Here is a 19,225-nt window from a genome sequence, read left to right as displayed (position 1 = left end):
CATCATTATGACCGGGATGGAAACACACCTTCGGTTGCAATATAGTAGTCTACATTCGGCATCGGAGAGGCTCCGCGCAAATCAGGCAATGCAAATGTAGTTGTTCCATTCCCGCCGAAATTAGTACCCAGCAGCGAAAATAACGCTGTATTTTGTGCAATAGGCAGGATCTGGCCTTCGCATTTTACCCAGCCCCTAGGAGCGAACATATAGGGATACATCGTAATTTCCCCAATATAAGGCTCATAACTTGCGTGTGCCTGTTTGGGACTAATCGCCGTTCCTCCTAACAAAATCACCGCTAACAAGCTCAACACAGCAGCTTTTTTTAAAAAATGATTCTTCATACCTACAACTCCTTTTAAATTCGAATAATGGACAAATAAACACAAGTAATTTGCGACATTAGTCATAGAATGAATAGATATTATCATGGTTTTCCGCTTTTGACACTGCAATCTACCCATCAAATTTTCCTTTTTTTTCTTTTACTCATCAAAAAAATATCCCATGAAATGGGCATGTATAGACGGAAGTATCACTTGTTAAATCCTTTATGTACGCGTGAGCCAGATTAAGCCACCTGTCAGTGATGCATCTTTTTTCTAATCCAGGTAAATATATATACAAATCGGATGGAAGTGAAGGAGGAATGAACATGTGGCGGGCAGTAGCAAATCACATCCCCAATTGGACCGTGTGGATGGAAGCCTTATTTTTGTTCATTGTACCTTTGATTATTTTTTTGACGGTGCGACAAATTAAAGCACTGGATGGCCGAGAGAGCAGACGTATGGAGCGTTTGAAGCTCATGGAAGAACAAGACCGCTCGAAGCATACAGATCGTAATGCGTCCGCAAGTGAGAAGGAAGGGGAAACCTTTACCGAAGATTATCAAGCCAATGTGGAAAAAATCAGACAAGCAGCCACGGATATGGCAGACGTGAACGAACGCTCCATTTTTCTGGAAAACCTGAACGCTGCAAGTACTCTTTTTTTTGTGGATGGATTAACGGACAAGGTGGGTATGGACCAGAACGTTTTAAAGCCACTGATGGATTGGGGCAGATCCGGACAAGAGGGCGACGAGCCTCCGAAAGGAGAATCGCTTCGGGATATGATTATTCGTCAGGTCATACTTGTGTCGGAGACAGAATGTACGTTGGATGTGCAATATGCTTTGCAAAAGGTATTGTTCGGTTCAGTGATCCTCATGATTCAGGGCATACCGGGCGTGTTTGTGCTGGGCACACCCAAGGGGAATAAACGAGGGGTAGAAGATCCCATATCAGAGTCGGTGCTGCGAGGACCGCGAGTCGGTTTTACGGAGACACTCAGCGACAATACGGCAATGCTTCGCAGACATGGGGAAAGTACGGAGCTGGCTATGTCGTCCTTCAAAGTCGGTAAAAGAGTGGAGAAGCAGTTGATGGTGGTGTATTTCAGAGATATCGCTGATCCTGAGCTTGTAGATGAGGTAAAGCGTCGGATAAAAACCATTGATATGGATGAGGTGCTGGAGTCGGGCTATGTGGAGCAACTTATCGAGGATAACTTTCTTAGCCCATTTCTGCAAATTCAAAATACGGAGAGACCGGATCGGGTCATGGCCGCTTTGCTGGAGGGACGGGTAGCGATTCTCCTGGACGGTACTCCTTTTGCGCTCCTTGTACCTGTAACATACGGGATGATGCTCCAGTCTCCTGAGGATTACTATGAACGATGGATACCGGGGTCGCTTATTCGATTTCTTCGCTTTATAGCAGCCTGGATATCTTTGTTCGCGCCGGCTCTTTATATTTCCTTCATATCATTTCATCCCGGATTGATACCGACCAAGCTGGTCATTTCCATTATCAGTGCAAGACAGGGTGTCCCCTTTTCCACGCTCATTGAAGCCCTGATTATGGAAATTTCCATCGAAATTTTGCGTGAAGCAGGATTGCGGTTGCCTAAACCCATTGGTCCGGCCATGGGCATTGTCGGCGGTCTTATTATTGGACAGGCGGCTGTCAATGCCGGGATTGTAAGTCCCGTGCTCGTCATTGTGGTAGCCGTTACAGCTATCTCTTCTTTTTCCTCAGCTGTATACAGTGCCGGAATTTCCATGCGTGTTCTTCGTTTTGCGGTCATGTTTACCGCTGCGATCTTCGGTTTGTATGGAGTGCTCATGTTTTTCCTGATGCTGAGTATTCATATGGCCAAACTGAAAAGCTTTGGCGTTCCTTTCCTTGGTCTGACGGCTCCCCGTTCGTTGAAGGACTGGAAGGATTACTTCATGCGGGCACCGTTACAGTTTATGAAAAACAGACCTATTCTATTGAAGCATAAAGACCCCAAGCGACAAGGATGAGTTCAACACAGGAGGGAGCGGAATGACTCGTGGGAAAAGAAAAAGTAGATAAAATTACAACGCTGCAAATGACGGGAATTGTGATTTGCTTTATGGTGGCCGCCGGGTTGCTCACCCTTCCGAGAGTAGCGGCCGAGGCAGCAAAAGCGCCAGATGTATGGATATCTGTCATTCTAGCGGGCGGCATAACGTTCTTGTTCGGATGGATTATGGTGAAACTAAGTCAACGATTTCCAGATAGTACCTTTTATGAGTATGTTCAGCGCATAACGGGCAAAGCTGTCGGCAAAATGCTTGGTATGCTGTTAGTCATCTATTTTGTTGCCTTAGCCGGATTTGAAATCCGGTCTGTGGAGGAAATAACGTCGTTTTTCCTGCTTGAAGGAACACCGGTGTGGGCTATTTCAGCCCCTTTTATGTGGATATCTCTGTACCTATGCTTGGGAGGAGTCAACGTAATAGGTAGAGTATGCCAAATCATTATCCCGATTACTACGTTTATTTTTGTATTGATCTGTTTGCTGGGATTGAATGTTTTTGAATTGAACTATTTACGTCCCGTTTTTTCGGAAGGCGTGATGCCTGTGTTTAAAGCCTTAAAATCTACAGCACTTACTTTTACGGGAAGTGAGTGTATGCTTATCATGCTTTGTCGTATGGAAAAACCGGAGAAAGCAACGAGGGCACTCGGCGTGGGCATTGGAATCGTGGTTCTATTTTATACGGCTGCGGTAGTCCTGTGTATTGGTGCTTTTTCCGTGGAGGGCGTTTTGACCAGAACCTGGCCTTTTATCGATTTGGCCCGCAGCTTTGAAGTAGACTATCTGGTGCTGGAACGGTTCGAATCCCTGTTGCTGTCGATCTGGATCATGCAAATTTTTGCCACATTCAGTATCGCTCTTTACTGTGCTTCGCTCGGAATTACTCAAATGTTGAATGCCTCTAATGCCAAAATCCTGTTTATTTTGCTTCCGGCCGTTTACCTCCTCTCCCAAATTCCCAAAAACCTGAATGAGTTATTTTCCTTTGGAACGGTCATCGGGAATGCAGCCTTAATTTTATTCGCATTGCTGCCGCTGCCGCTGTTGCTTATTTCTCACTGGAGGAGGGTACGGTCATGAAGAGAGTCCGCTCAGGATTGCTCGGTATGGCGGCTTTCTTGATATGCATTACACTTTCGGGCTGCTGGAGCAGCTCTCCGGTCGAGGATTTAAATCTGGAGGCAGGAATTGCTCTGGATGTGGCGGAGCAATCTCCGCAAGAGGAGCAAATCAATGAGAAAGGAGGGAATTATCCGAAGAAAGACTTAATTAAAGGAACCTTTCAATTTATCGTGCCAGAGGAAAGCAAAAGTTCCGGAGGCCCTCCTTCGCAAACTAAAAAATTTTACAACGTTACGGAAACCGGTGATTCCGTCTTTGAGATGCTGAGGGAAATTTCGTTACGGTCCAATCGTCCTCCGATCGGATTTCATTTGAAGACGGTCGTTATCAGCTCCAGTCTGCTTCGTAAGGTTCCGTTGTATGAGTTGCTGGACTTTTTTTTGGGGGATAATGACATCCGTCCCAGCGTTCATTTGCTGATTAGTACGGGCAAGGCAGGTGATGCACTTCAGGAGAAAATCCCCGGTCAGACCCCGGCCTTTGTATTGAAGGATATATTCGTAAACCGTAAACGGAATTCACGGCTGTTAAAGCCTATGGCATTGGTTAACGTGATCGGACCCATGAAAGCGGATAGGAGTTTTTTACTGCCTAATGTCATTACGGCGGAGAGGGAAATCAAGCAGGCGGGTGCGGGAATTATCAAGGGAAAGACGCAAACATACGGCGGTTTTCTGAATGAGTCTGAGGTGGAAGGGCTCATGTGGATCAAAGGTGAACTGAAAGGAGGTCTTGTGAAAACTATTGATCCCAAAACGAGTAAAAATATGGCATATGAGATCAAATCGGTAAAAAGCAGCATCAAAGCCATCGTTCAGGGAAATGACATATCTTTCCGCGTGAGAATGACTTCAGAGGGGCGTATTTCGGAAAACTTTAGTCCGAATGAAGATTTGGGCAACAACCGGCTGCTCGGACGAGAAGAGAGTATCTTTCAGGAGAAAGTCAACTCATTAGCGGAACAAACCGTAGCGAAAATGCATACGCTGCGTGCAGATGTCGGAGGTTTCGGAGACGCCCTGCGGATTCAGCATCCTAAAGTATGGAAAAAGGTCAAAGATGATTGGGATAAGACCTTTAGCGCGATTCCGGTACAATTCAGTACGGATCTTCACATTGAGGATTACGGAGCTTCCAATACGACGGCAGATTGACATATCAGATTTACATATATTGAAAGCAGCCATTTCATTGACAGGGTACAAACCTGTTTGGCTGAAATGGCTTTTTTGCGTTTCAAAGGCTACTCAAACAGGGACAGCGTTTCTTCCAGCCACCTAATATAGCTTTCTTCTCGATTGATGGCACGACTCAGCACCAGATAATGCCCAAATTGCTGAGAGCCGGGAGATTGAAGGTTTTCGTCCAGCAGTTGGAGGGATTTTTTGCTTTCGTATAAATAGCCCAGCTTCTCTTTACGTTTGGCGATCTGATCCTCGAACAGCCGCTTGTTCTCTTCCTTGGGGATGGCGGCTGAGAAATACAGCATGAGCATAAACTCATCCTTTTCCGTTTCCGGCAACTCTTTGGGACTCAACAGCCACTTAATCAGCTCTTGGGTTCCCTTGGGTGTGATGCAGTACAGCTTTTTTTCCAGCTTGGCTCCTGTAATGGAGGTACGATATTCAATTAACTCTTCTTCGGTTAGCCTTTTGAGCTCAGGATAAATCTGACTGTGCTTGGCGCTCCAAAATTGTCCGATTTCCTGCTTGAATTGGCTTGTAATATCGTAGCCGCTCATTTCCTGTTTATCGACCAGGCCCAAAATGGCATATTTCAATATACGTTTCAACGTAGCTCTCCTCGCCGTGGGGTATTTGACACTAGTATATCACAGTGCTACAATTTGAATGTAAAATAAAACATGTTTATATTTACATGTTTTGAATTACTTTTTATTTTCATGTCCCATTCAATTCATAAAATCATAATAAGGAAAGAAGGATGTACGATGGACAAGTTTATTGGTAGTCACATGATCTACACCTATGAGAACGGCTGGGAATACGAAATATATATTAAAAATGAGGATACGATTGATTACCGCATTCATAGTGGTATGGTAGGCGGGCGCTGGGTACGTGACCAGAAGGTGGATTTGGTGAAATTAGTGGAGAATGTGTACAAAGTATCGTGGACCGAACCGACCGGCACGGACGTTTCTCTAAACTTTATGCCTGAGGAGAAACGCATGCACGGTATTATTTTCTTCCCTAAATGGGTTCATGAGCATCCAGAGATCACTGTACGCTATCAAAACGATTTTATTCCACTGATGGAAGAATCGCGTGAAAAGTACGAAACCTATCCGAAGTATGTAGTCCCTGAATTTGCAGACATTACCTTCATTGAAAATGCGGGTGTGAACAACGAGCAATTGATTTCCCAAGCGCCTTACGCGGGCATGACGGATGATATTCGTGCAGGTAAGCTGCAAGCCTGACCAAGCCATGGAGTGATTGAAGTGTAAAGCCTGAGCCTGTCATGAACAGTCTCAGGCTTTTTTGTGCTAACGGTTGAAGTTCATATAAATTGAGTGAGCAACCACCGATTTTTCCAATGCTCTGGTTCTATATGTTGATTATGTGAATATTGAGAAAAAGACTATTGACGCATGTTAATATTTGGAGGAAAATTGAGGTGGAATTATAAAGTTTGGTTTTTTTGTGCGAAGGGTGGTTATGCCTTGAAACATACACCTACGATTTTAGCGGAGCTGGAGGATTATTTGCAGCAAAATGGCTTAACGCTGGCCCAATTTGCAGAGAATTCTGGTGTTCACCAAAGAACACTCAATAATTGGATTCTTAAGCATCGTCCAGTTGCTATACACCAGTTGGATCGAATTACATTTGCAATGGAATTACCAGAGGGCTATTATTACGACCGATACATAGAACATTACATCATCGAACGTTCCTCGGATTGGCGGCGGATTGAACCGGTATTGTTTCGCTGTGTGGAATTGGACAAGCTGGAAGCGATTCAGCGTATAGTTGGGAATATTATGGATAACCTGCTCTATTCCCCGAAGCTGTTTGATATGGCAGAAACATTATTCGCACAAGGTCGACATGCTGCCGCGTTGTTGCTCTATGAGGGGGTTGCGGAAGCAGAAAAGTACCAGCACTCTGAACGTTTGGCCATCTGTCAGTATCGAATGTTCACGATTCAGGTTGGGGACGATCAAAACCGGAATCTCAAGGCAGCCAACCGATTTGAACCTTTTGTCGAACGTCTGGATGAGATAGAACAGCTAGATGCGTTAAAAGATTTGGCGAACGTATATCGTTCTTTGCAAGAATGGGACATGCTTTATGAAACGGCTCGAAAAATGAGAGCTAAGGCGGAAATTCAATATTCTATAAAACATCAGCAGAAGAAGAGGAATCGTGAGGAGCCTGCTAAGAAGCTGAGTCGTCCCATGTTTGTGTACATCACCTATGCTGATCTATTGTGTGCCAGTGTCTGTGAAGCCCAAGGCGATTATGAGCAGGCATTACAGTTTACATACGCCTACGCCGATTTAGATTGGGTCATAGAGACGGACGAGGATACTCAATATTGGGTTAGCTTGTATCAACATTGGGCAGAAGGTAATACCTATGTAAATAAACTTCATTCTGGAGATACAAGTGTGCTCCCAAATTATGTTGAATATATTACAGCTACATCAATCACTGACGAAAACGAAAAGCTCTCAAAGCTGTTGAACGTTATGATAGCCGCTAACCGATATACAATAGATGTCGATGATGTACTCTTACAATTTGAAGAAGACATTAATTCCTTTGCTCAATTACCAGCACCTACCGATATGTACACTCAACAGGTCTTACCGAATTATCTTGCATATTTTGGTTATGAGTTGGCCTATTACTATTTATATAAAGGGATGCATAGTACTGGCTTTAAACATTTGAAGTCTGCGACACTAAAGACGATTGTATTAAATAACGAAACTTATTTTATAAACTGTATGGGGTTATTTGAACATTTTAAAGCCTACGCTGTGGATGAAACAAAGTTAGAGTTTTCGAAACTTATTGAAAAGGTGTGGTTAAACAATGTTAAAAAAAATGGTACTGCTAATCGCCGCGACTAGCTTTTTGTTTATTATAACTGTACCTGTGCAGTCTAATAATCATGATCAGGGCATTCAACCTCAAGTACAAATTGGTGGCTCTTAAAACCGAAAGGAACAAGAGAAATCCCGACCAACCATTTAAGATTAGCGGGATTTTTTCTACTGCTAATAAAAGGAATCGAACGAGTACGGAGCGTACTAGCGTTATTGGAACTCTTAAGTTCGTATAAATATTAAGTAGAACTGGAGAATGAAACACAAAAACGGAGTAGGCGGAATGGTGCTGTACAAGCGAAGCGGTCGCTTTTGTCCCCGGATTTCTCCCCTGTTCATAGGCTTAATTCAAGAAATCCGGGGGCGGTGGCGATGGGAAGCACCATCCGTCTGCGGAGTGGCACCAGAAGTAACTTTAGGTGCAGTTTATATAGGAATCCCAAATTCTATGCTAAAGAACCTCCGTTTCCACAAATAAAGTGGCGCAGAGGTTCTTTTTGTATCCACTAGAGGTTGAAAGAAGATAAAGCTAATTACACGGGTGTAACGTCCTGAACAGCCCCTTCTTCTTTCCAAATCACGTTCTCGCGATAATTCTGTCCCCAGTCGTACATGGCTTTCAGTACCGGAATCAGGCTCTCGCCATGCTCGGTCAATGAGTATTCCACATGCGGAGGGACAACAGGATAAACTTTGCGAAGGATCAGCTTATCTTCCTCCAGCTCGCGCAACTGATTGGTCAGCATTTTTTGTGTAATATGAGGGATCAGCTTCTTCAATTCACCGAACCTCTTGGTGCCTTCCATTCCGAGATGCCACAAAATAATCAGCTTCCATTTTCCGCCGATGACCGCGAGGGTCAATTCCTTATCACAATTAATCAGCTTCAAATCAATCCGGTCTTTTACAGTAGTGATGTTCATCACCCTCCTATCCGTAGTGATTCCAAGTATACTATTTATAGCTACTCTACGCAAAAGGAGATACATCCATTTTGGAAACTAAGCATACGTTTGGATACGAATCGACCGGACAGTGAAGCGTGATGATTTTACCTCCAGGAGCTGTGACGGTTAAGAAGGAATAACGATGGTATTAAATGACTCCGGCTCCAGCTCCAAATGGTGCGTTGTTTCTCCCACAGACAGATTCAGCGCGCGCGATTCGTGGAACGGATTGGCGATGACCAGCACCTTTTGTCCGTCCGTATTTTGGAAAGCAACGGCATTTCCAGTCCATGATCCGCGCAGTCCAATGCGTCTGGCCCCCGGTAATACAAAATGAGAAAAATGCTTCATGACGTAATATTCCGGGTTCTGGGCAGGTTTTCGATCCGCTGGATCGACGGTAATCATCGAATTTTGCTCCCAGCCCCATGTGCTCTTGCCCTTCGGCTCCAAAACCATATTCCAGTAAATATAAGCATTCACACCGTTCGTGAAGTAATGCTGGTACAAGTTGTATACATATTTAGCGTAGTCCCATGAATTTTCCCCGTTTCCGCATTCATTTTCGGTCTGCATGTAACGAAGCTCGGGATAACTGGCAACGGTGCGTTGAATGGCATTTTTGCCTGCCCATTGATAGCCCACGCCTTTAATATATTTGTAGGCTTCCGGGTCACTCAGCACGGTATGGGCATACTCGTCGAATCCGGTAGAAATCTTTTTCGTTAATTCCTCCCACGGATCGGGAGCATTAATGGTACCGAGCCATATTTCCGTACCCAGTCCGTGTTCTTCAAAAGCAGGGCCCAAATAGTCGCGAATAAATTCACGCAGCTGCTCTCCCGTCCACACACAGGAAGGGAACTTTTGATCGGCAATGACCTCATTTTGAACATGAATCTGATGGATAGTAATTCCTTCTTCACGGTATGCCTGAACAAATTTGACAAAATATAATGCATACGCTTTCAAAACATCCTTTTCCCAGCGTAGCGTACCAAAATTGTAGGCCTTGGGTGATTTCATCCATGTCGGCGGGCTCCAGGGGGAAGCGAACAGCTTCAAGTCCGGATTGAGTTTCAGCGCTTCTCTAATGTAAGGAATGAGATATTGCTGATCGCGTTCAATGGAAAAGTGCTTCATCTCCACGTCGCCGTCTGTTTCATTGTGACTGTACCACTCCAGCGCGTAGTCACTGGCGCCAATGGGCAGCCGGCAAATCGTGAATTTGTGCTCGCCCTCCGGGTGAAAGAGGGAATGCAGCACCTGCTCACGTTCGGCACTTTCCAAGTGGTTCAGGGCCACATACCCCAGTTCATTAAAACAGCCGCCAAAGCCTTCGACAAGCTGATGCATTTCTTCTGTAATGGTCAGGTTTGCCTGCTCTTGTGTTTGGGTGAGGTTATGAGCTTGGGATTGCCAAGCCTGGGTCTTGGAAGTGGAGAACCACTGAATGGTTTGATTGCTCATGTATTGCCCTCCTGTTCAAGCTTTTTGTATCTCTTTTTATTATAGGGTAGGATCAAAGGAGAAGAGATGGTCTGAGCCAAGACAAATTTGCCCTAATCCAAGGTGGAATCTGAGAAGATTTTTGTTGATAAGAAGCGCCAAGGACACATAAAGAACACATGTCTTCGGTATGCTGTTGTCATAGAATGACCGAAAGAGGGAAGTCGATTGAATAAAAGAGTTCTTCTCGTCGAGGATGAAATACGTATTCGTGAAGTGATTGCGGATTATTTTAAACAGAATAAATGGGAAGTCTATGAAGCAGGCAATGGAAAGGATGCGCTAGTCTGGTTTGATTCGGTGCAGCCGGATCTGATCGTACTCGATATTATGATGCCGGAATTGGATGGTTGGGAGGTGTGCCGTCAGGTACGCAGCCGTTCAGGAGTGCCGATTATTTTGCTGACAGCCAAATCCGGCGATGATGATAAAATATTAGGCTTTGAGCTGGGAGCGGATGACTATGTTACCAAGCCTTTCAGCCCTAAAGTACTGATTGCCCGTGCGAATGCACTGATGAAACGGGTAGAGGGACATGTGCAGCCAGAGTCGCATATATTGCGATTCGGCAGTGCCATTCTCAACACGATGGCTCATCGGCTTGAGGTGGATCAGGCAGAAGTCGAGCTGACACCCAAGGAGTATGAGTTGCTGCGGCTGCTTATACATAATAAAGGCATGGTCATTTCACGGGATGCGATACTGAACCGAGTGTGGGGCATTGACTTTGAAGGAGACACACGGGTCGTTGATACACATATCAAAAAGCTGAGAAGCAAGCTGGGCCGTGAATCACGCCATATCCGTACGGTTTTTGGTACAGGCTACAGGTTTGAGGAGGAAGAATGAACAAGCGGGGAGTAACCTTTAAGTTGTTCATTATGACCGTTGCATTTTTCCTGTGTTTTTACGGGATGGTGATTTTGTGCCAATTGCTGTTTTTTGAAAATTTTTATCAGCAGCAGAAGATTGGCCGGGTGGAAAGTCGTTTGCAAAGCTTCGGTCAGAGCTATGTCAAGGAGGCGTGGGGATCAGGCAGAGTTTCGCGCGAGGCGGCTCGTTTTATGCTTCAAAACAAGAATCAGCTGGCGATTGTAACGCTGGACGGCAAAGTCAAGCTGGATGATCCGTTTCATATCAGTCTCAGAAAAGCAGATGGTAAGATCGTTAAGATATCGCTGTCTCTGTTTATAGGCCAGTACGGAGATGAACTGAGAGCTTCCCGGATTCAGCCAGGTGATACAATAACCGTTGAAGGTGAAATCCTGGAAAGTGATGGGGTTTCCTCTGCCAATGTGATATTTCCTGTCTCTATTCAGAAGCCTGGCTTCAAAAATATAGGAGCTGCTTTGAACGAGACAGGCACAGAAAGCAGCGTCAAATGGACTGGCACAGTGACGGAAATTGTAATGCCTGATTTGAAAACATTAAGCGGTCGACAAGGATTGCTGTTTGGTGCGTTGGAGGAATGGTTTCCTTTATCGCAGGCACATCTGGAGAAGCTCAAGAAATTCGAAGTGCTGGAGGAAGAATGGACAGAGCCTTGGACGGGCGTACGTAGTGCGGTCATCGTCCACCCTGTACGTCAGCGTACGGGAGAAATCGATCTGCTGTTCACAGTGACATCGTTACAGGAAATCAGTGAGACGAATGAAGCCCTGCGTTGGTTTTATTTATATCTGGGTATCGGGGGATTTGCGCTGATTTTGATGTTGTCCCTGTTCTATTCCCGAATGGTGACACGTCCGCTGATTGCCTTGAACAATACCGCCAAGCGGATGGCCAAACTCGATTTTACAGCCCATACACCGATCCGGCAAAATGATGAGTTGGGCAGTCTTTCCTACAGCATGTATACCCTCTCCCAGAATCTGGATTCCGCTTTGCGCGAGCTTCAGGAGGCCAATCAGCAATTGGTCGAAGACATGGAGCAGAAGCAAAGGATGGAGGCAGTACAGCAGGATTTTTTTGCCAACGCTTCTCATGAGCTGAAGACCCCGCTGAGCATTATTAAAGGCTTCGCCGAGGGACTGCAGGATGGGGTTAGCGCCGGAAAGCAGGACCATTACATTAAGGTTATTGTAGAGGAAGCGGACAAAATGGAACGGCTGGTCAAGGATATGCTGGATCTGGCCAAGCTGGAATCCGGCACCCTCAAGCTTCGCAAGACGACCTTTATATTAAGTGAGCTGGTAGAGGAAGTCGTGGACAAGCTATTCCATCTGTTGAAGGAAAAGAGACTGGAAGCAGTCATTATTCCTGCCAATGAGCTGCCGATTCATGCCGATGCAGGATGGATGGAACAGGTGATGATCAATTTCATCGTCAATGCCATCCGGCACGCTGAGGAAGGAAGTTCGATTACAATCCGTATCGAAGGCACTGGAGAAATCAATACTTTTTCCATTGAAAATAAAGGAGAGACGATTCCTGAAGATCAGCTGGATCAGATATGGGATCGGTTTTACCGGGCCGAACTGTCACGCAGCCGCCAAACGGGTGGGACAGGACTCGGGTTGTCCATTGTCAAACGAATTCTGGATTTGCACGAATTCCGCTATCAGGCGGAGAATACCAAGAATGGCGTTCGTTTTGTCGTTATATTCGGAGGCTAGGCTATAGCAAAGGAGTTAAGTAATATGAAATGGAATTGGTTGCCCTCACTTTGCACGCTTGCAAACCTGGGGGCAGGGGTCTTATCCCTGTACTTCACAATTCATGAGCAATATATGACCGCCTTTACCCTCGTGGTGGTGGCTGCTTTATGGGATGTACTGGATGGTTTGCTGGCAAGGCTGCTGCACTGCTCCAGTGATTTTGGCAAGCAGCTCGACTCGCTGGCGGATGTGGTCTCATTTGGTGTTGCACCTGCCTTCTTGCTCTTGCTGTACAAACTGGGAGATACCCATTGGGTAGGGCCGGCCGTGGCTGTTTTGTTTGTGATATGTGGTGCGGTAAGATTGGCAAGATTCAATCTGATGGCTTTTAGCACAGGTTTTGTAGGCATGCCGATTACAGCTGCGGGTGTGATTGTGTCCTTTATGTTTCTGTGGAGTGAGCATTTGAAGTCGGGGCTGCTGCTCACGCTAATGGTAGTGCTATCGCTCCTGATGGTCAGCCGTATTCCGTTCCCGTCCTTCAAGAAATTACTGAGCAGGAGGTAACGTCCCTATGGAATGGGCCATGAGTATCATTAATCAATACGGATATATCGCTATTTTTGCGCTTCTTGCTCTTGGGATTATCGGCCTGCCGGTTCCGGATGAAATTATTATGGTATTTGTAGGCTATTTATCTTCCATCATGGTACTGAACTATTCAATGTCAGTACTGGTCAGCTTTATCGGTGCGATGACAGGGATGATGATCAGCTACACGCTTGGCAAAAAGTTGGGGCAGCCGTTGGTCGATAAGCACGGCAAGTGGGTCGGGCTGACACCGAAGCGGTTTGCAAAGGTGAAGGGGTGGTTTGCACGCTTTGGGCTATGGACGATTCTGTTCGGTTATTTTATTCCGGGAGTCAGGCATGTGACAAGCTACTTGTCGGGGATTAGTGCCATGCCTGCTCGAAAATATATACTGGTGGCAAGCGCAGGTTCTCTGGTATGGACGCTTATCTTTATCTCGATTGGTTATATTGCCGGGGCGAATATAAACTTTCAGTAAGGTTATACCTAAAGTAATGTAGCATTTTTCACGTATTCCAACGATAATATAATTAAAGAACTTGTACAGCCAGTGAGGGGATCTATATTGAATGTTGTAATGAAGTATATTGAGAAGTTGCCTGGTTTTCTGCAAATGATCCTGAACATCTCGTTGTTTCTGGTCGGGCTGATTTTAAGCTTCTTACTCCTGAAAGAAACCTGGTCCATTTTCTCTTATGTTTTCTTGTACACGGAGGCCGACAAAAATTACTATGAATTCACGGAAGAATTGCTTGTGTTCTTCTTGTATTTTGAGTTCATTGCACTAATTGTTAAGTACTTTAAAACCAATTTTCATTTTCCCCTACGGTATTTTATCTATATCGGGATTACGGCTGTCATCAGGCTCATTATAGTAGATCATGATGATGCTAAAAATACATTTTGGTGGTCCATTGCAATTCTGGTCATGGTAGGTTCTCTATTGATCGCTAACAGTAAATTGTTAAAAAGAGAAAGCTGATGCTGGAGCAAATGACAAGATTGACAGTCAAGCAGGAGAGAGGGAATAAAGACGAATGGTAAGAAACTGGATGAATCATACGGGCGTCAGGCGGGCAGCTGTGCTTGCGATAATCATTTTGCTATTGTTCATGTTGAGAAGCATGATGAACATTATTTTGTTAACGTTGCTGCTTACGATCCTGATTGGCAGCATATATAACGGAGTGAACAAGCTGATCAAGCGGTTCGCCAATGTACCGCCAATGATTGTGCTGCTGCTGGTTTACGGGCTGCTGATCCTGATTATCGTGTGGGGAGTATACCGCATGGTACCGCTAATCAGCGTACAGGTCAAGCAGGTGTATTTCATGATTCATCAGGCGTATATGTATCCTGACCGTAATCAATGGAACGAGACGATTATTGAATTTATGGATACCCTGAATGTTCAGCGGCTATTTGAGCCTGGCTGGAATGCAGTCATGAAAATCAGTCAATTGGGAACACAACTGTTGGTGTCGATTATTTTGAGCTTGTTTTTCCTGATGGAAAAATCCTATATTACACGCTTTACAGCTACGTTTGTGGACAGTAAGCTGGGCTGGTTTTTCAAGGAAGTGGGTCATTTTGGCCGCATGTTTCTGGACACATTCGGAAAGGTACTGGAAGCCCAACTACTGATTTCGCTCATCAACTGTATATTGACCACGACCGCTCTTTGGATTATGGGTTTTCCTAATCTGCTCGGCCTCGCGCTCATTATATTCTTGTTGGGATTAGTCCCGGTGGCGGGTGTATTCATCTCCCTGATACCGCTCGGTCTGATTGCTTTTAGCGTCGGGGGAATCAATTATGTGATTTATCTGGTTATTCTCATCGTAGTTATTCATGCGATTGAAGCCTATTTCCTGAATCCGAAGCTGATGTCATCCAAAACCAATTTGCCGATCTTTTTTACCTTCGTCGTATTGATTTTCTCTGAACATTTGATCGGGATTTGGGGCCTGATTGTGGGTATTCCACTGTTTGTTTTCTTCCTCGATCTGATTGGCGTACAACGCAAACAAGAGAAGGATACCTGATCCAACACTACAGATTCATTACGAATGCCTGCGAAGCCGTAGGCATTTTTTATTATCTTATTTACGGAGATATCGACGCCTGGCGTCATTCAGGAGTGTCGGACGGAACGCTTCGCTTTCTTGCGGATAACGAATACCGTCAGGGTAGCTGATCAACTCGATAATCGTTCCCCAGGGCGATCTTCCATATACCAACTGCTTCCGTGCCTCTATGGCCTGGTAACATCATTTTTGATTCAAATTACGGATAGCATTATCTATCCTATGTGAGATGTAGGTTCTTGAATTGCACAGAATAATCTGCAGCTATTGCCCGGAAATAAATTTATCCTTGACATAGGGGAACCATATTATTAGTATTGACTTAACGATTGTTAAGTTAAATGTAAGAGGGAGGCTAGGATGGATCAAAAACAGAAAACAAAAAAAATGACTAGCCGTGATCTTCAGGCTGCGGAGCGGAAAAAGCAGATTTTAAAAATCGCCAAGCAATTGTTTGCAGATAAAGGTTATCATGCCACATCAATGAGAGAGTTAAATAAAGCAATCGGCATGACGGAAGCATTGACCTATCATTATTTTCCCGGGGGCAAGCTGGAAATATTAAGGGCTGTTCTGCAAAATGCACAAGAAGAAAGAATTTCCAACTTCGTTGCCTTTTTCAAAGCTTCCTTTAGCCAAAATGAATCCTTGAAGACGATTCTGACCCATTTAATGCAAGGTTTTTCGGAAAGAATCATCCTTGATAAAGAGTACTTCCAGATTTTAATACGGGATCGAAATTTGCTTGAACAGGAGGACAAAGAGACGCTGGATACTTTAACTCGTTTGCCTTTTGAAGCCATGGCGGCTTTCTTGGCGGGGCAGCATGAGCGAGGGGAGATTCGCAGTTTGGATTTCGAGATCGCCGCATCTCAATTTTTGTCTCATACCGTGGTCCTGATCGTTCGGCAAATGCTGGACGGTCGAACGTTGGAAGTGGAAACAATCAATGATATAACCGATTTTTATGTCCGTCTTTGGTCAACCTAATACAAAGTCGGCTTTTTTTTGAGTTTTTAATTCAACGAACGTTAGGTTAATTAAATTATGTTAGGAGTTGTGAACATGGGGGAAATGATTCGTACTGAAGGATTAACGAAGGTATATGACGGAAGAACCATTTTGGATCATGTGTCCTTATCGGTCAACAGGGGAGAAATTTATGGCTTTCTTGGATTGAACGGCGCAGGCAAAACTACGACAATCCGTACACTGCTTGGCATGATCAAACCAACGTCAGGAGAGGTGTACTTGCTTGGAAAAAAATTAACGAAGGGGGGGAACCTGTGGAACCACGTAGGCTATATGGTAGAAGTGCCCTATGCATATTCAGGTTTTACAGTGAGAGAAAATTTAAAGCTGTACGCAAAGATGCGTGGCATTAAGGACCGTTATGCGGTTGATTCAGTCATAGAGAAAGTCAATCTGGGTACTTATGCCGAGACCAAAGCGAAAAATTTGTCATTAGGCAATGCGCAAAAGCTGGGATTGGCCAAAGCGCTTATCCATAACCCGGAAATTTTGATATTGGATGAGCCCACAAATGCTTTAGACCCTGCGGGGATTGTTGGAATCCGAGAGTTGCTAAAATCTCTGTCTTCTGAGGGGGTCACCATATTTATATCCAGTCACATCCTGGAGGAAATGTCTAAGCTGGCCTCACGGATCGGTATTATTCATAGAGGCGTCCTGCTTCAGGAAATTTCAGCACTTGAGTTTGAAAATCTGCGCCGAAAAAGATTGTATGTCGGTGTCCGCGGCGCTGCAGAACTCGCCAGGGAGCGATTGACGAATGAAGGCTACGAAGTCAGTTTAAGCGGGGATGGAATACTCGAATTGTCAGATCATGAAGCTGTTCAGTATCCGGAGCGCGTTTCCAGGCTGCTGGCTGATGCCGATATACCGCTCTATTTGCTAAGAGTTGAGGAAGAGGAGTTGGAGTCTTATTTTCTTAACATGGTCGGCTCGAATCCGTCAAAGGAGTTGAAGTAAGATGAAAACACTATTCTCAGTCATCGCGGTTGAAAGTAAAAAGCTGACCCGTTCATATGTGATATGGGGCACGCTGGCCCTTTGCCTCTTTGTGTGTGCTATTCGTGCCGGAGGAGCGGATTGGAACACTTATCTTGGGAATGTTGTGTATATGTTCGCTACCGTGCTTGGCCTTGTCGGATTTGCTGTTCTGACAAGTTGGTCATTCGGCCGCGAGTATACAGACCGTACGTTTAAGGATCTGCTTGCGCTACCTGTGTCGCGAGGCACAGTCGTTGCCGCGAAAACAGCAGCCTGTTTGGCATGGTGCCTTATCCTGGCTGGAATTACCTTCGTTTTTTCGCTGCTCGTCGGTTTTATTGTTGGAATTCCTGGCTTCTCTGAAACATTAGCATTACATTATTGCATTCAGTTCATGATTACTGTTGCGATAAATCTGCTGCTATGCGGGCCTGTTGTTTTCTTGGCCAGCATATCACGGGGGTATCTGGTGCCGATCGCGTATGCATTTACGACTATGATGGTAGCCTTTATTGCTGGTCCAACCGAGTTAGGTAGTTACTTGCCCTGGGCCATCCCGGCTCTTCAGCTTGCTGGAAGCAGTGATGCCGTATTTCCGCTCACATCTGTCAGTTACCTCATCCCTGTTATGACAGGAGTTGTCGGACTTGCTGCAACCTGGGCATGGTGGCGTTGGGCGGATCATAAGTAATTCCTGGAAAGGAGGGGATGCAGGAGGGAATGGAAAGAAAGTGGCCGGACACTTGTACGTAACATGACAAAAACAATCATTCATTCGAGGAGGATGACCTATGTCGGAAAAATTATCAAGCTGGTTTCAGAGAACAGAGCCTTCCCAATTCGAAGTATATTCTGAGAAATATAAGGATTTCCTGATGATGAAGCGCAGAGAAGGGATTCTTGAAGTAAGGCTGCATACGGATGGAGGACCATTTCAATACAGTTGGGATGCTCACAGCGTTTGGTCTCAAGCCTGGATGGATATTGGACGAGATTATGGCAATGAAGTGTTGATTATTACAGGCACAGGCGACAGATGGCAAACAGCTAATCCTGACGTTTGGAAAACGAAATTCAGAGATTGGACAGTAGATGACAAATTAAAGATGTACCATGAAGCCATGAGGCTGCTCGAAAATTTGATCTTCTGTATCGATATCCCGACCATTGCAGCAATAAATGGTCCTGGCACTCATTGTGAGATGGGAACACTGTGCGATATTACTCTGTGCACGGAGGATACGGACTTCTTTGATCCGCATTTTCTGGGAGGTACATCACCGGGAGATGGAATGGCACTAACCCTTCAAAAAACGATTGGCATCAAGCGTGCTGCATATTATGCGTACACCGGCCAGAAAATTGATGGCAGAACGGCGGTGGAGTTGGGAATCGCCAATGAAGTGCTAACTCGGGATCGCCTTCTCCCACGCGCCTGGGAACTGGCAGAAATGATGATGGAGCGTCCCCGTACCACAAGACATTTAACTCATTCCATCCTGTCTCGCCCATGGAAGCAAGCGCTTGTCAATGATCTAGGGTTTCACCACGCTCATCAAATGTACGACATGGCTAATGATGAGGTTGGACCTCACTCCAGACTTATGAAAGTTAAGGAGCGCTTTCAGGGATAAATCTGTTTAATAAATTTAAATGAGAGGGTGTTCGGGATATGCTTCCCTTACAGCAACAGATTTTTTTTCACCTGTCTACTGTATGGGGAAGCATATCAGCTTCATTAACGGCTGGCTTTCTTGCGAACCAGTAAGCAGTAGACTGTAATACATGTTTAGTGACATGTAAATGGGATTTTACATTATGATGCCGACTGTCCAGTAATTCGTGAGCGGTTCTAATGAAGACTACTAAACCTCGTCTTGGAAG

The 19,225-nt window shown here is 45.1% G+C and carries 20 protein-coding genes; 15 read left to right on the top strand and 5 right to left on the bottom strand.

The genetic code is table 11. From position 1 onward, the window contains the following. Positions 1-5 precede the first annotated feature (5 nt). Positions 6-347 (bottom strand): phage tail protein, encoded by a 342-nt coding sequence (locus tag BAZ21_RS21985; RefSeq protein WP_068505055.1) that lies wholly within the window; start codon positions 345-347, stop codon positions 6-8. Positions 348-658: 311 nt separating this feature from the next. On the opposite strand from BAZ21_RS21985, the gene BAZ21_RS21980 reads away from it, so the two are divergent. Genes BAZ21_RS21980 through BAZ21_RS21970 form a run of 3 tightly spaced genes read left to right on the top strand, consistent with a single transcriptional unit; the run spans position 659 to position 4,670 of the window. Further along, a complete protein-coding gene (locus tag BAZ21_RS21980; protein ID WP_068505054.1) occupies positions 659-2,353 on the top strand; it encodes a spore germination protein in 1,695 nt (564 codons plus the stop codon). A gap of 29 nt (positions 2,354-2,382) precedes the next feature. Continuing rightward, positions 2,383-3,474 carry a GerAB/ArcD/ProY family transporter gene (locus tag BAZ21_RS21975; protein WP_084011821.1) on the top strand — a complete coding sequence of 364 codons (1,092 nt, stop codon included), beginning with the start codon at positions 2,383-2,385 and terminating at the stop codon, positions 3,472-3,474. Beyond that, a complete protein-coding gene (locus BAZ21_RS21970; protein WP_068505053.1) occupies positions 3,471-4,670 on the top strand; it encodes a Ger(x)C family spore germination protein in 1,200 nt (399 codons plus the stop codon). Before BAZ21_RS21975 ends, BAZ21_RS21970 begins: the two co-directional genes overlap by 4 nt. An 89-nt stretch (positions 4,671-4,759) precedes the next feature. Here the strand turns inward: BAZ21_RS21970 and BAZ21_RS21965 are convergent, their stop codons facing one another. Next, positions 4,760-5,308 carry a PadR family transcriptional regulator gene (locus BAZ21_RS21965; RefSeq protein ID WP_084011819.1) on the bottom strand — a complete coding sequence of 183 codons (549 nt, stop codon included), beginning with the start codon at positions 5,306-5,308 and terminating at the stop codon, positions 4,760-4,762. A gap of 159 nt (positions 5,309-5,467) precedes the next feature. Here BAZ21_RS21965 and BAZ21_RS21960 point away from each other — a divergent pair, with 159 nt between their 5' ends. Both BAZ21_RS21960 and BAZ21_RS29130 read left to right on the top strand, forming a co-directional pair. Continuing rightward, positions 5,468-5,959 carry a phenolic acid decarboxylase gene (locus BAZ21_RS21960; RefSeq protein ID WP_068505052.1) on the top strand — a complete coding sequence of 164 codons (492 nt, stop codon included), beginning with the start codon at positions 5,468-5,470 and terminating at the stop codon, positions 5,957-5,959. 243 nt (positions 5,960-6,202) lie between these two features. Then, on the top strand, positions 6,203-7,621 hold the full coding sequence (locus BAZ21_RS29130; protein ID WP_068505051.1) for a helix-turn-helix domain-containing protein: 1,419 nt from the start codon (positions 6,203-6,205) through the stop codon (positions 7,619-7,621). Positions 7,622-8,130: 509 nt separating this feature from the next. On the opposite strand, the gene BAZ21_RS21950 is transcribed toward BAZ21_RS29130, so the two are convergent. Beyond that, entirely contained in the window at positions 8,131-8,520 is a 390-nt protein-coding gene (locus BAZ21_RS21950; protein ID WP_068505050.1) for a winged helix-turn-helix transcriptional regulator, read from the bottom strand. Between the two features lie 150 nt (positions 8,521-8,670). Continuing rightward, entirely contained in the window at positions 8,671-10,014 is a 1,344-nt protein-coding gene (locus tag BAZ21_RS21945; protein WP_068505049.1) for a glycoside hydrolase family 30 protein, read from the bottom strand. A 207-nt stretch (positions 10,015-10,221) separates the two neighbouring features. Between BAZ21_RS21945 and BAZ21_RS21940 the strand changes: the two genes are divergently transcribed. From BAZ21_RS21940 to BAZ21_RS21915, 6 genes are all read left to right on the top strand, one after another. Next, positions 10,222-10,902, top strand: coding sequence for a response regulator transcription factor (locus BAZ21_RS21940; RefSeq protein ID WP_068505048.1), 681 nt, complete (start codon positions 10,222-10,224; stop codon positions 10,900-10,902). Beyond that, positions 10,899-12,668, top strand: coding sequence for a sensor histidine kinase (locus BAZ21_RS21935; RefSeq protein WP_068505047.1), 1,770 nt, complete (start codon positions 10,899-10,901; stop codon positions 12,666-12,668). Before BAZ21_RS21940 ends, BAZ21_RS21935 begins: the two co-directional genes overlap by 4 nt. Before the next feature lie 24 nt (positions 12,669-12,692). Then, positions 12,693-13,217: a CDP-diacylglycerol--serine O-phosphatidyltransferase gene (gene pssA, locus BAZ21_RS21930; RefSeq protein WP_068505046.1), complete on the top strand. Its 525-nt coding sequence runs from the start codon at positions 12,693-12,695 to the stop codon at positions 13,215-13,217. Between the two features lie 7 nt (positions 13,218-13,224). Further along, positions 13,225-13,719, top strand: coding sequence for a DedA family protein (locus BAZ21_RS21925; RefSeq protein WP_007428692.1), 495 nt, complete (start codon positions 13,225-13,227; stop codon positions 13,717-13,719). A gap of 87 nt (positions 13,720-13,806) precedes the next feature. After that, positions 13,807-14,223: a phosphate-starvation-inducible protein PsiE gene (gene psiE / locus BAZ21_RS21920; RefSeq protein ID WP_084011817.1), complete on the top strand. Its 417-nt coding sequence runs from the start codon at positions 13,807-13,809 to the stop codon at positions 14,221-14,223. 55 nt (positions 14,224-14,278) lie between these two features. After that, positions 14,279-15,286, top strand: a complete 1,008-nt coding sequence (locus BAZ21_RS21915) for an AI-2E family transporter (RefSeq protein ID WP_068505045.1) — start codon at positions 14,279-14,281, stop codon at positions 15,284-15,286. Positions 15,287-15,343: 57 nt separating this feature from the next. Here BAZ21_RS21915 and BAZ21_RS29125 read toward each other — a convergent pair whose 3' ends face one another. Continuing rightward, a complete protein-coding gene (locus BAZ21_RS29125) occupies positions 15,344-15,481 on the bottom strand; it encodes a hypothetical protein (RefSeq protein WP_176718194.1) in 138 nt (45 codons plus the stop codon). 207 nt (positions 15,482-15,688) lie between these two features. On the opposite strand from BAZ21_RS29125, the gene BAZ21_RS21910 reads away from it, so the two are divergent. The 4 genes from BAZ21_RS21910 (at position 15,689) to BAZ21_RS21895 (ending at position 18,975) form a co-directional block, all read left to right on the top strand. After that, on the top strand, positions 15,689-16,318 hold the full coding sequence (locus BAZ21_RS21910; RefSeq protein WP_068505044.1) for a TetR/AcrR family transcriptional regulator: 630 nt from the start codon (positions 15,689-15,691) through the stop codon (positions 16,316-16,318). A 75-nt stretch (positions 16,319-16,393) separates the two neighbouring features. Then, entirely contained in the window at positions 16,394-17,320 is a 927-nt protein-coding gene (locus BAZ21_RS21905) for an ABC transporter ATP-binding protein (protein WP_068505043.1), read from the top strand. A 1-nt stretch (position 17,321) separates the two neighbouring features. Beyond that, the gene (locus BAZ21_RS21900) at positions 17,322-18,032 is read left to right on the top strand and encodes an ABC transporter permease (protein WP_068505042.1); all 711 of its coding nucleotides are present in this window, start codon (positions 17,322-17,324) and stop codon (positions 18,030-18,032) included. A 100-nt stretch (positions 18,033-18,132) separates the two neighbouring features. Then, positions 18,133-18,975, top strand: coding sequence for an enoyl-CoA hydratase/isomerase family protein (locus BAZ21_RS21895; protein ID WP_068505041.1), 843 nt, complete (start codon positions 18,133-18,135; stop codon positions 18,973-18,975). Positions 18,976-19,225 lie beyond the last annotated feature (250 nt).

The sequence above is a fragment of the Paenibacillus kribbensis genome (genome assembly GCF_001705305.1).
In the GTDB taxonomy this organism is placed as follows: Bacteria; Bacillota; Bacilli; order Paenibacillales; family Paenibacillaceae; genus Paenibacillus; species Paenibacillus kribbensis_B.
The sequence above is the reverse complement of the archived record's forward strand: the minus strand, read 5'-3'. Positions and strand labels throughout refer to the sequence as shown.

What these genes read in the sequence shown, in the direction of transcription:
- BAZ21_RS21985 (WP_068505055.1), bottom strand. Translation starts at nt 347, where the DNA reads ATGAAGAATCATTTTTTAAAAAAAGCTGCTGTGTTGAGCTTGTTAGCG.
- BAZ21_RS21980 (WP_068505054.1), top strand. Translation starts at nt 659, where the DNA reads ATGTGGCGGGCAGTAGCAAATCACATCCCCAATTGGACCGTGTGGATG.
- BAZ21_RS21970 (WP_068505053.1), top strand. Translation starts at nt 3,471, where the DNA reads ATGAAGAGAGTCCGCTCAGGATTGCTCGGTATGGCGGCTTTCTTGATA.
- BAZ21_RS21960 (WP_068505052.1), top strand. Translation starts at nt 5,468, where the DNA reads ATGGACAAGTTTATTGGTAGTCACATGATCTACACCTATGAGAACGGC.
- BAZ21_RS21950 (WP_068505050.1), bottom strand. Translation starts at nt 8,520, where the DNA reads ATGAACATCACTACTGTAAAAGACCGGATTGATTTGAAGCTGATTAAT.
- BAZ21_RS21945 (WP_068505049.1), bottom strand. Translation starts at nt 10,014, where the DNA reads ATGAGCAATCAAACCATTCAGTGGTTCTCCACTTCCAAGACCCAGGCT.
- BAZ21_RS21935 (WP_068505047.1), top strand. Translation starts at nt 10,899, where the DNA reads ATGAACAAGCGGGGAGTAACCTTTAAGTTGTTCATTATGACCGTTGCA.
- pssA (WP_068505046.1), top strand. Translation starts at nt 12,693, where the DNA reads ATGAAATGGAATTGGTTGCCCTCACTTTGCACGCTTGCAAACCTGGGG.
- BAZ21_RS21925 (WP_007428692.1), top strand. Translation starts at nt 13,225, where the DNA reads ATGGAATGGGCCATGAGTATCATTAATCAATACGGATATATCGCTATT.
- BAZ21_RS21915 (WP_068505045.1), top strand. Translation starts at nt 14,279, where the DNA reads ATGGTAAGAAACTGGATGAATCATACGGGCGTCAGGCGGGCAGCTGTG.
- BAZ21_RS21910 (WP_068505044.1), top strand. Translation starts at nt 15,689, where the DNA reads ATGGATCAAAAACAGAAAACAAAAAAAATGACTAGCCGTGATCTTCAG.
- BAZ21_RS21905 (WP_068505043.1), top strand. Translation starts at nt 16,394, where the DNA reads ATGGGGGAAATGATTCGTACTGAAGGATTAACGAAGGTATATGACGGA.
- BAZ21_RS21900 (WP_068505042.1), top strand. Translation starts at nt 17,322, where the DNA reads ATGAAAACACTATTCTCAGTCATCGCGGTTGAAAGTAAAAAGCTGACC.
- BAZ21_RS21895 (WP_068505041.1), top strand. Translation starts at nt 18,133, where the DNA reads ATGTCGGAAAAATTATCAAGCTGGTTTCAGAGAACAGAGCCTTCCCAA.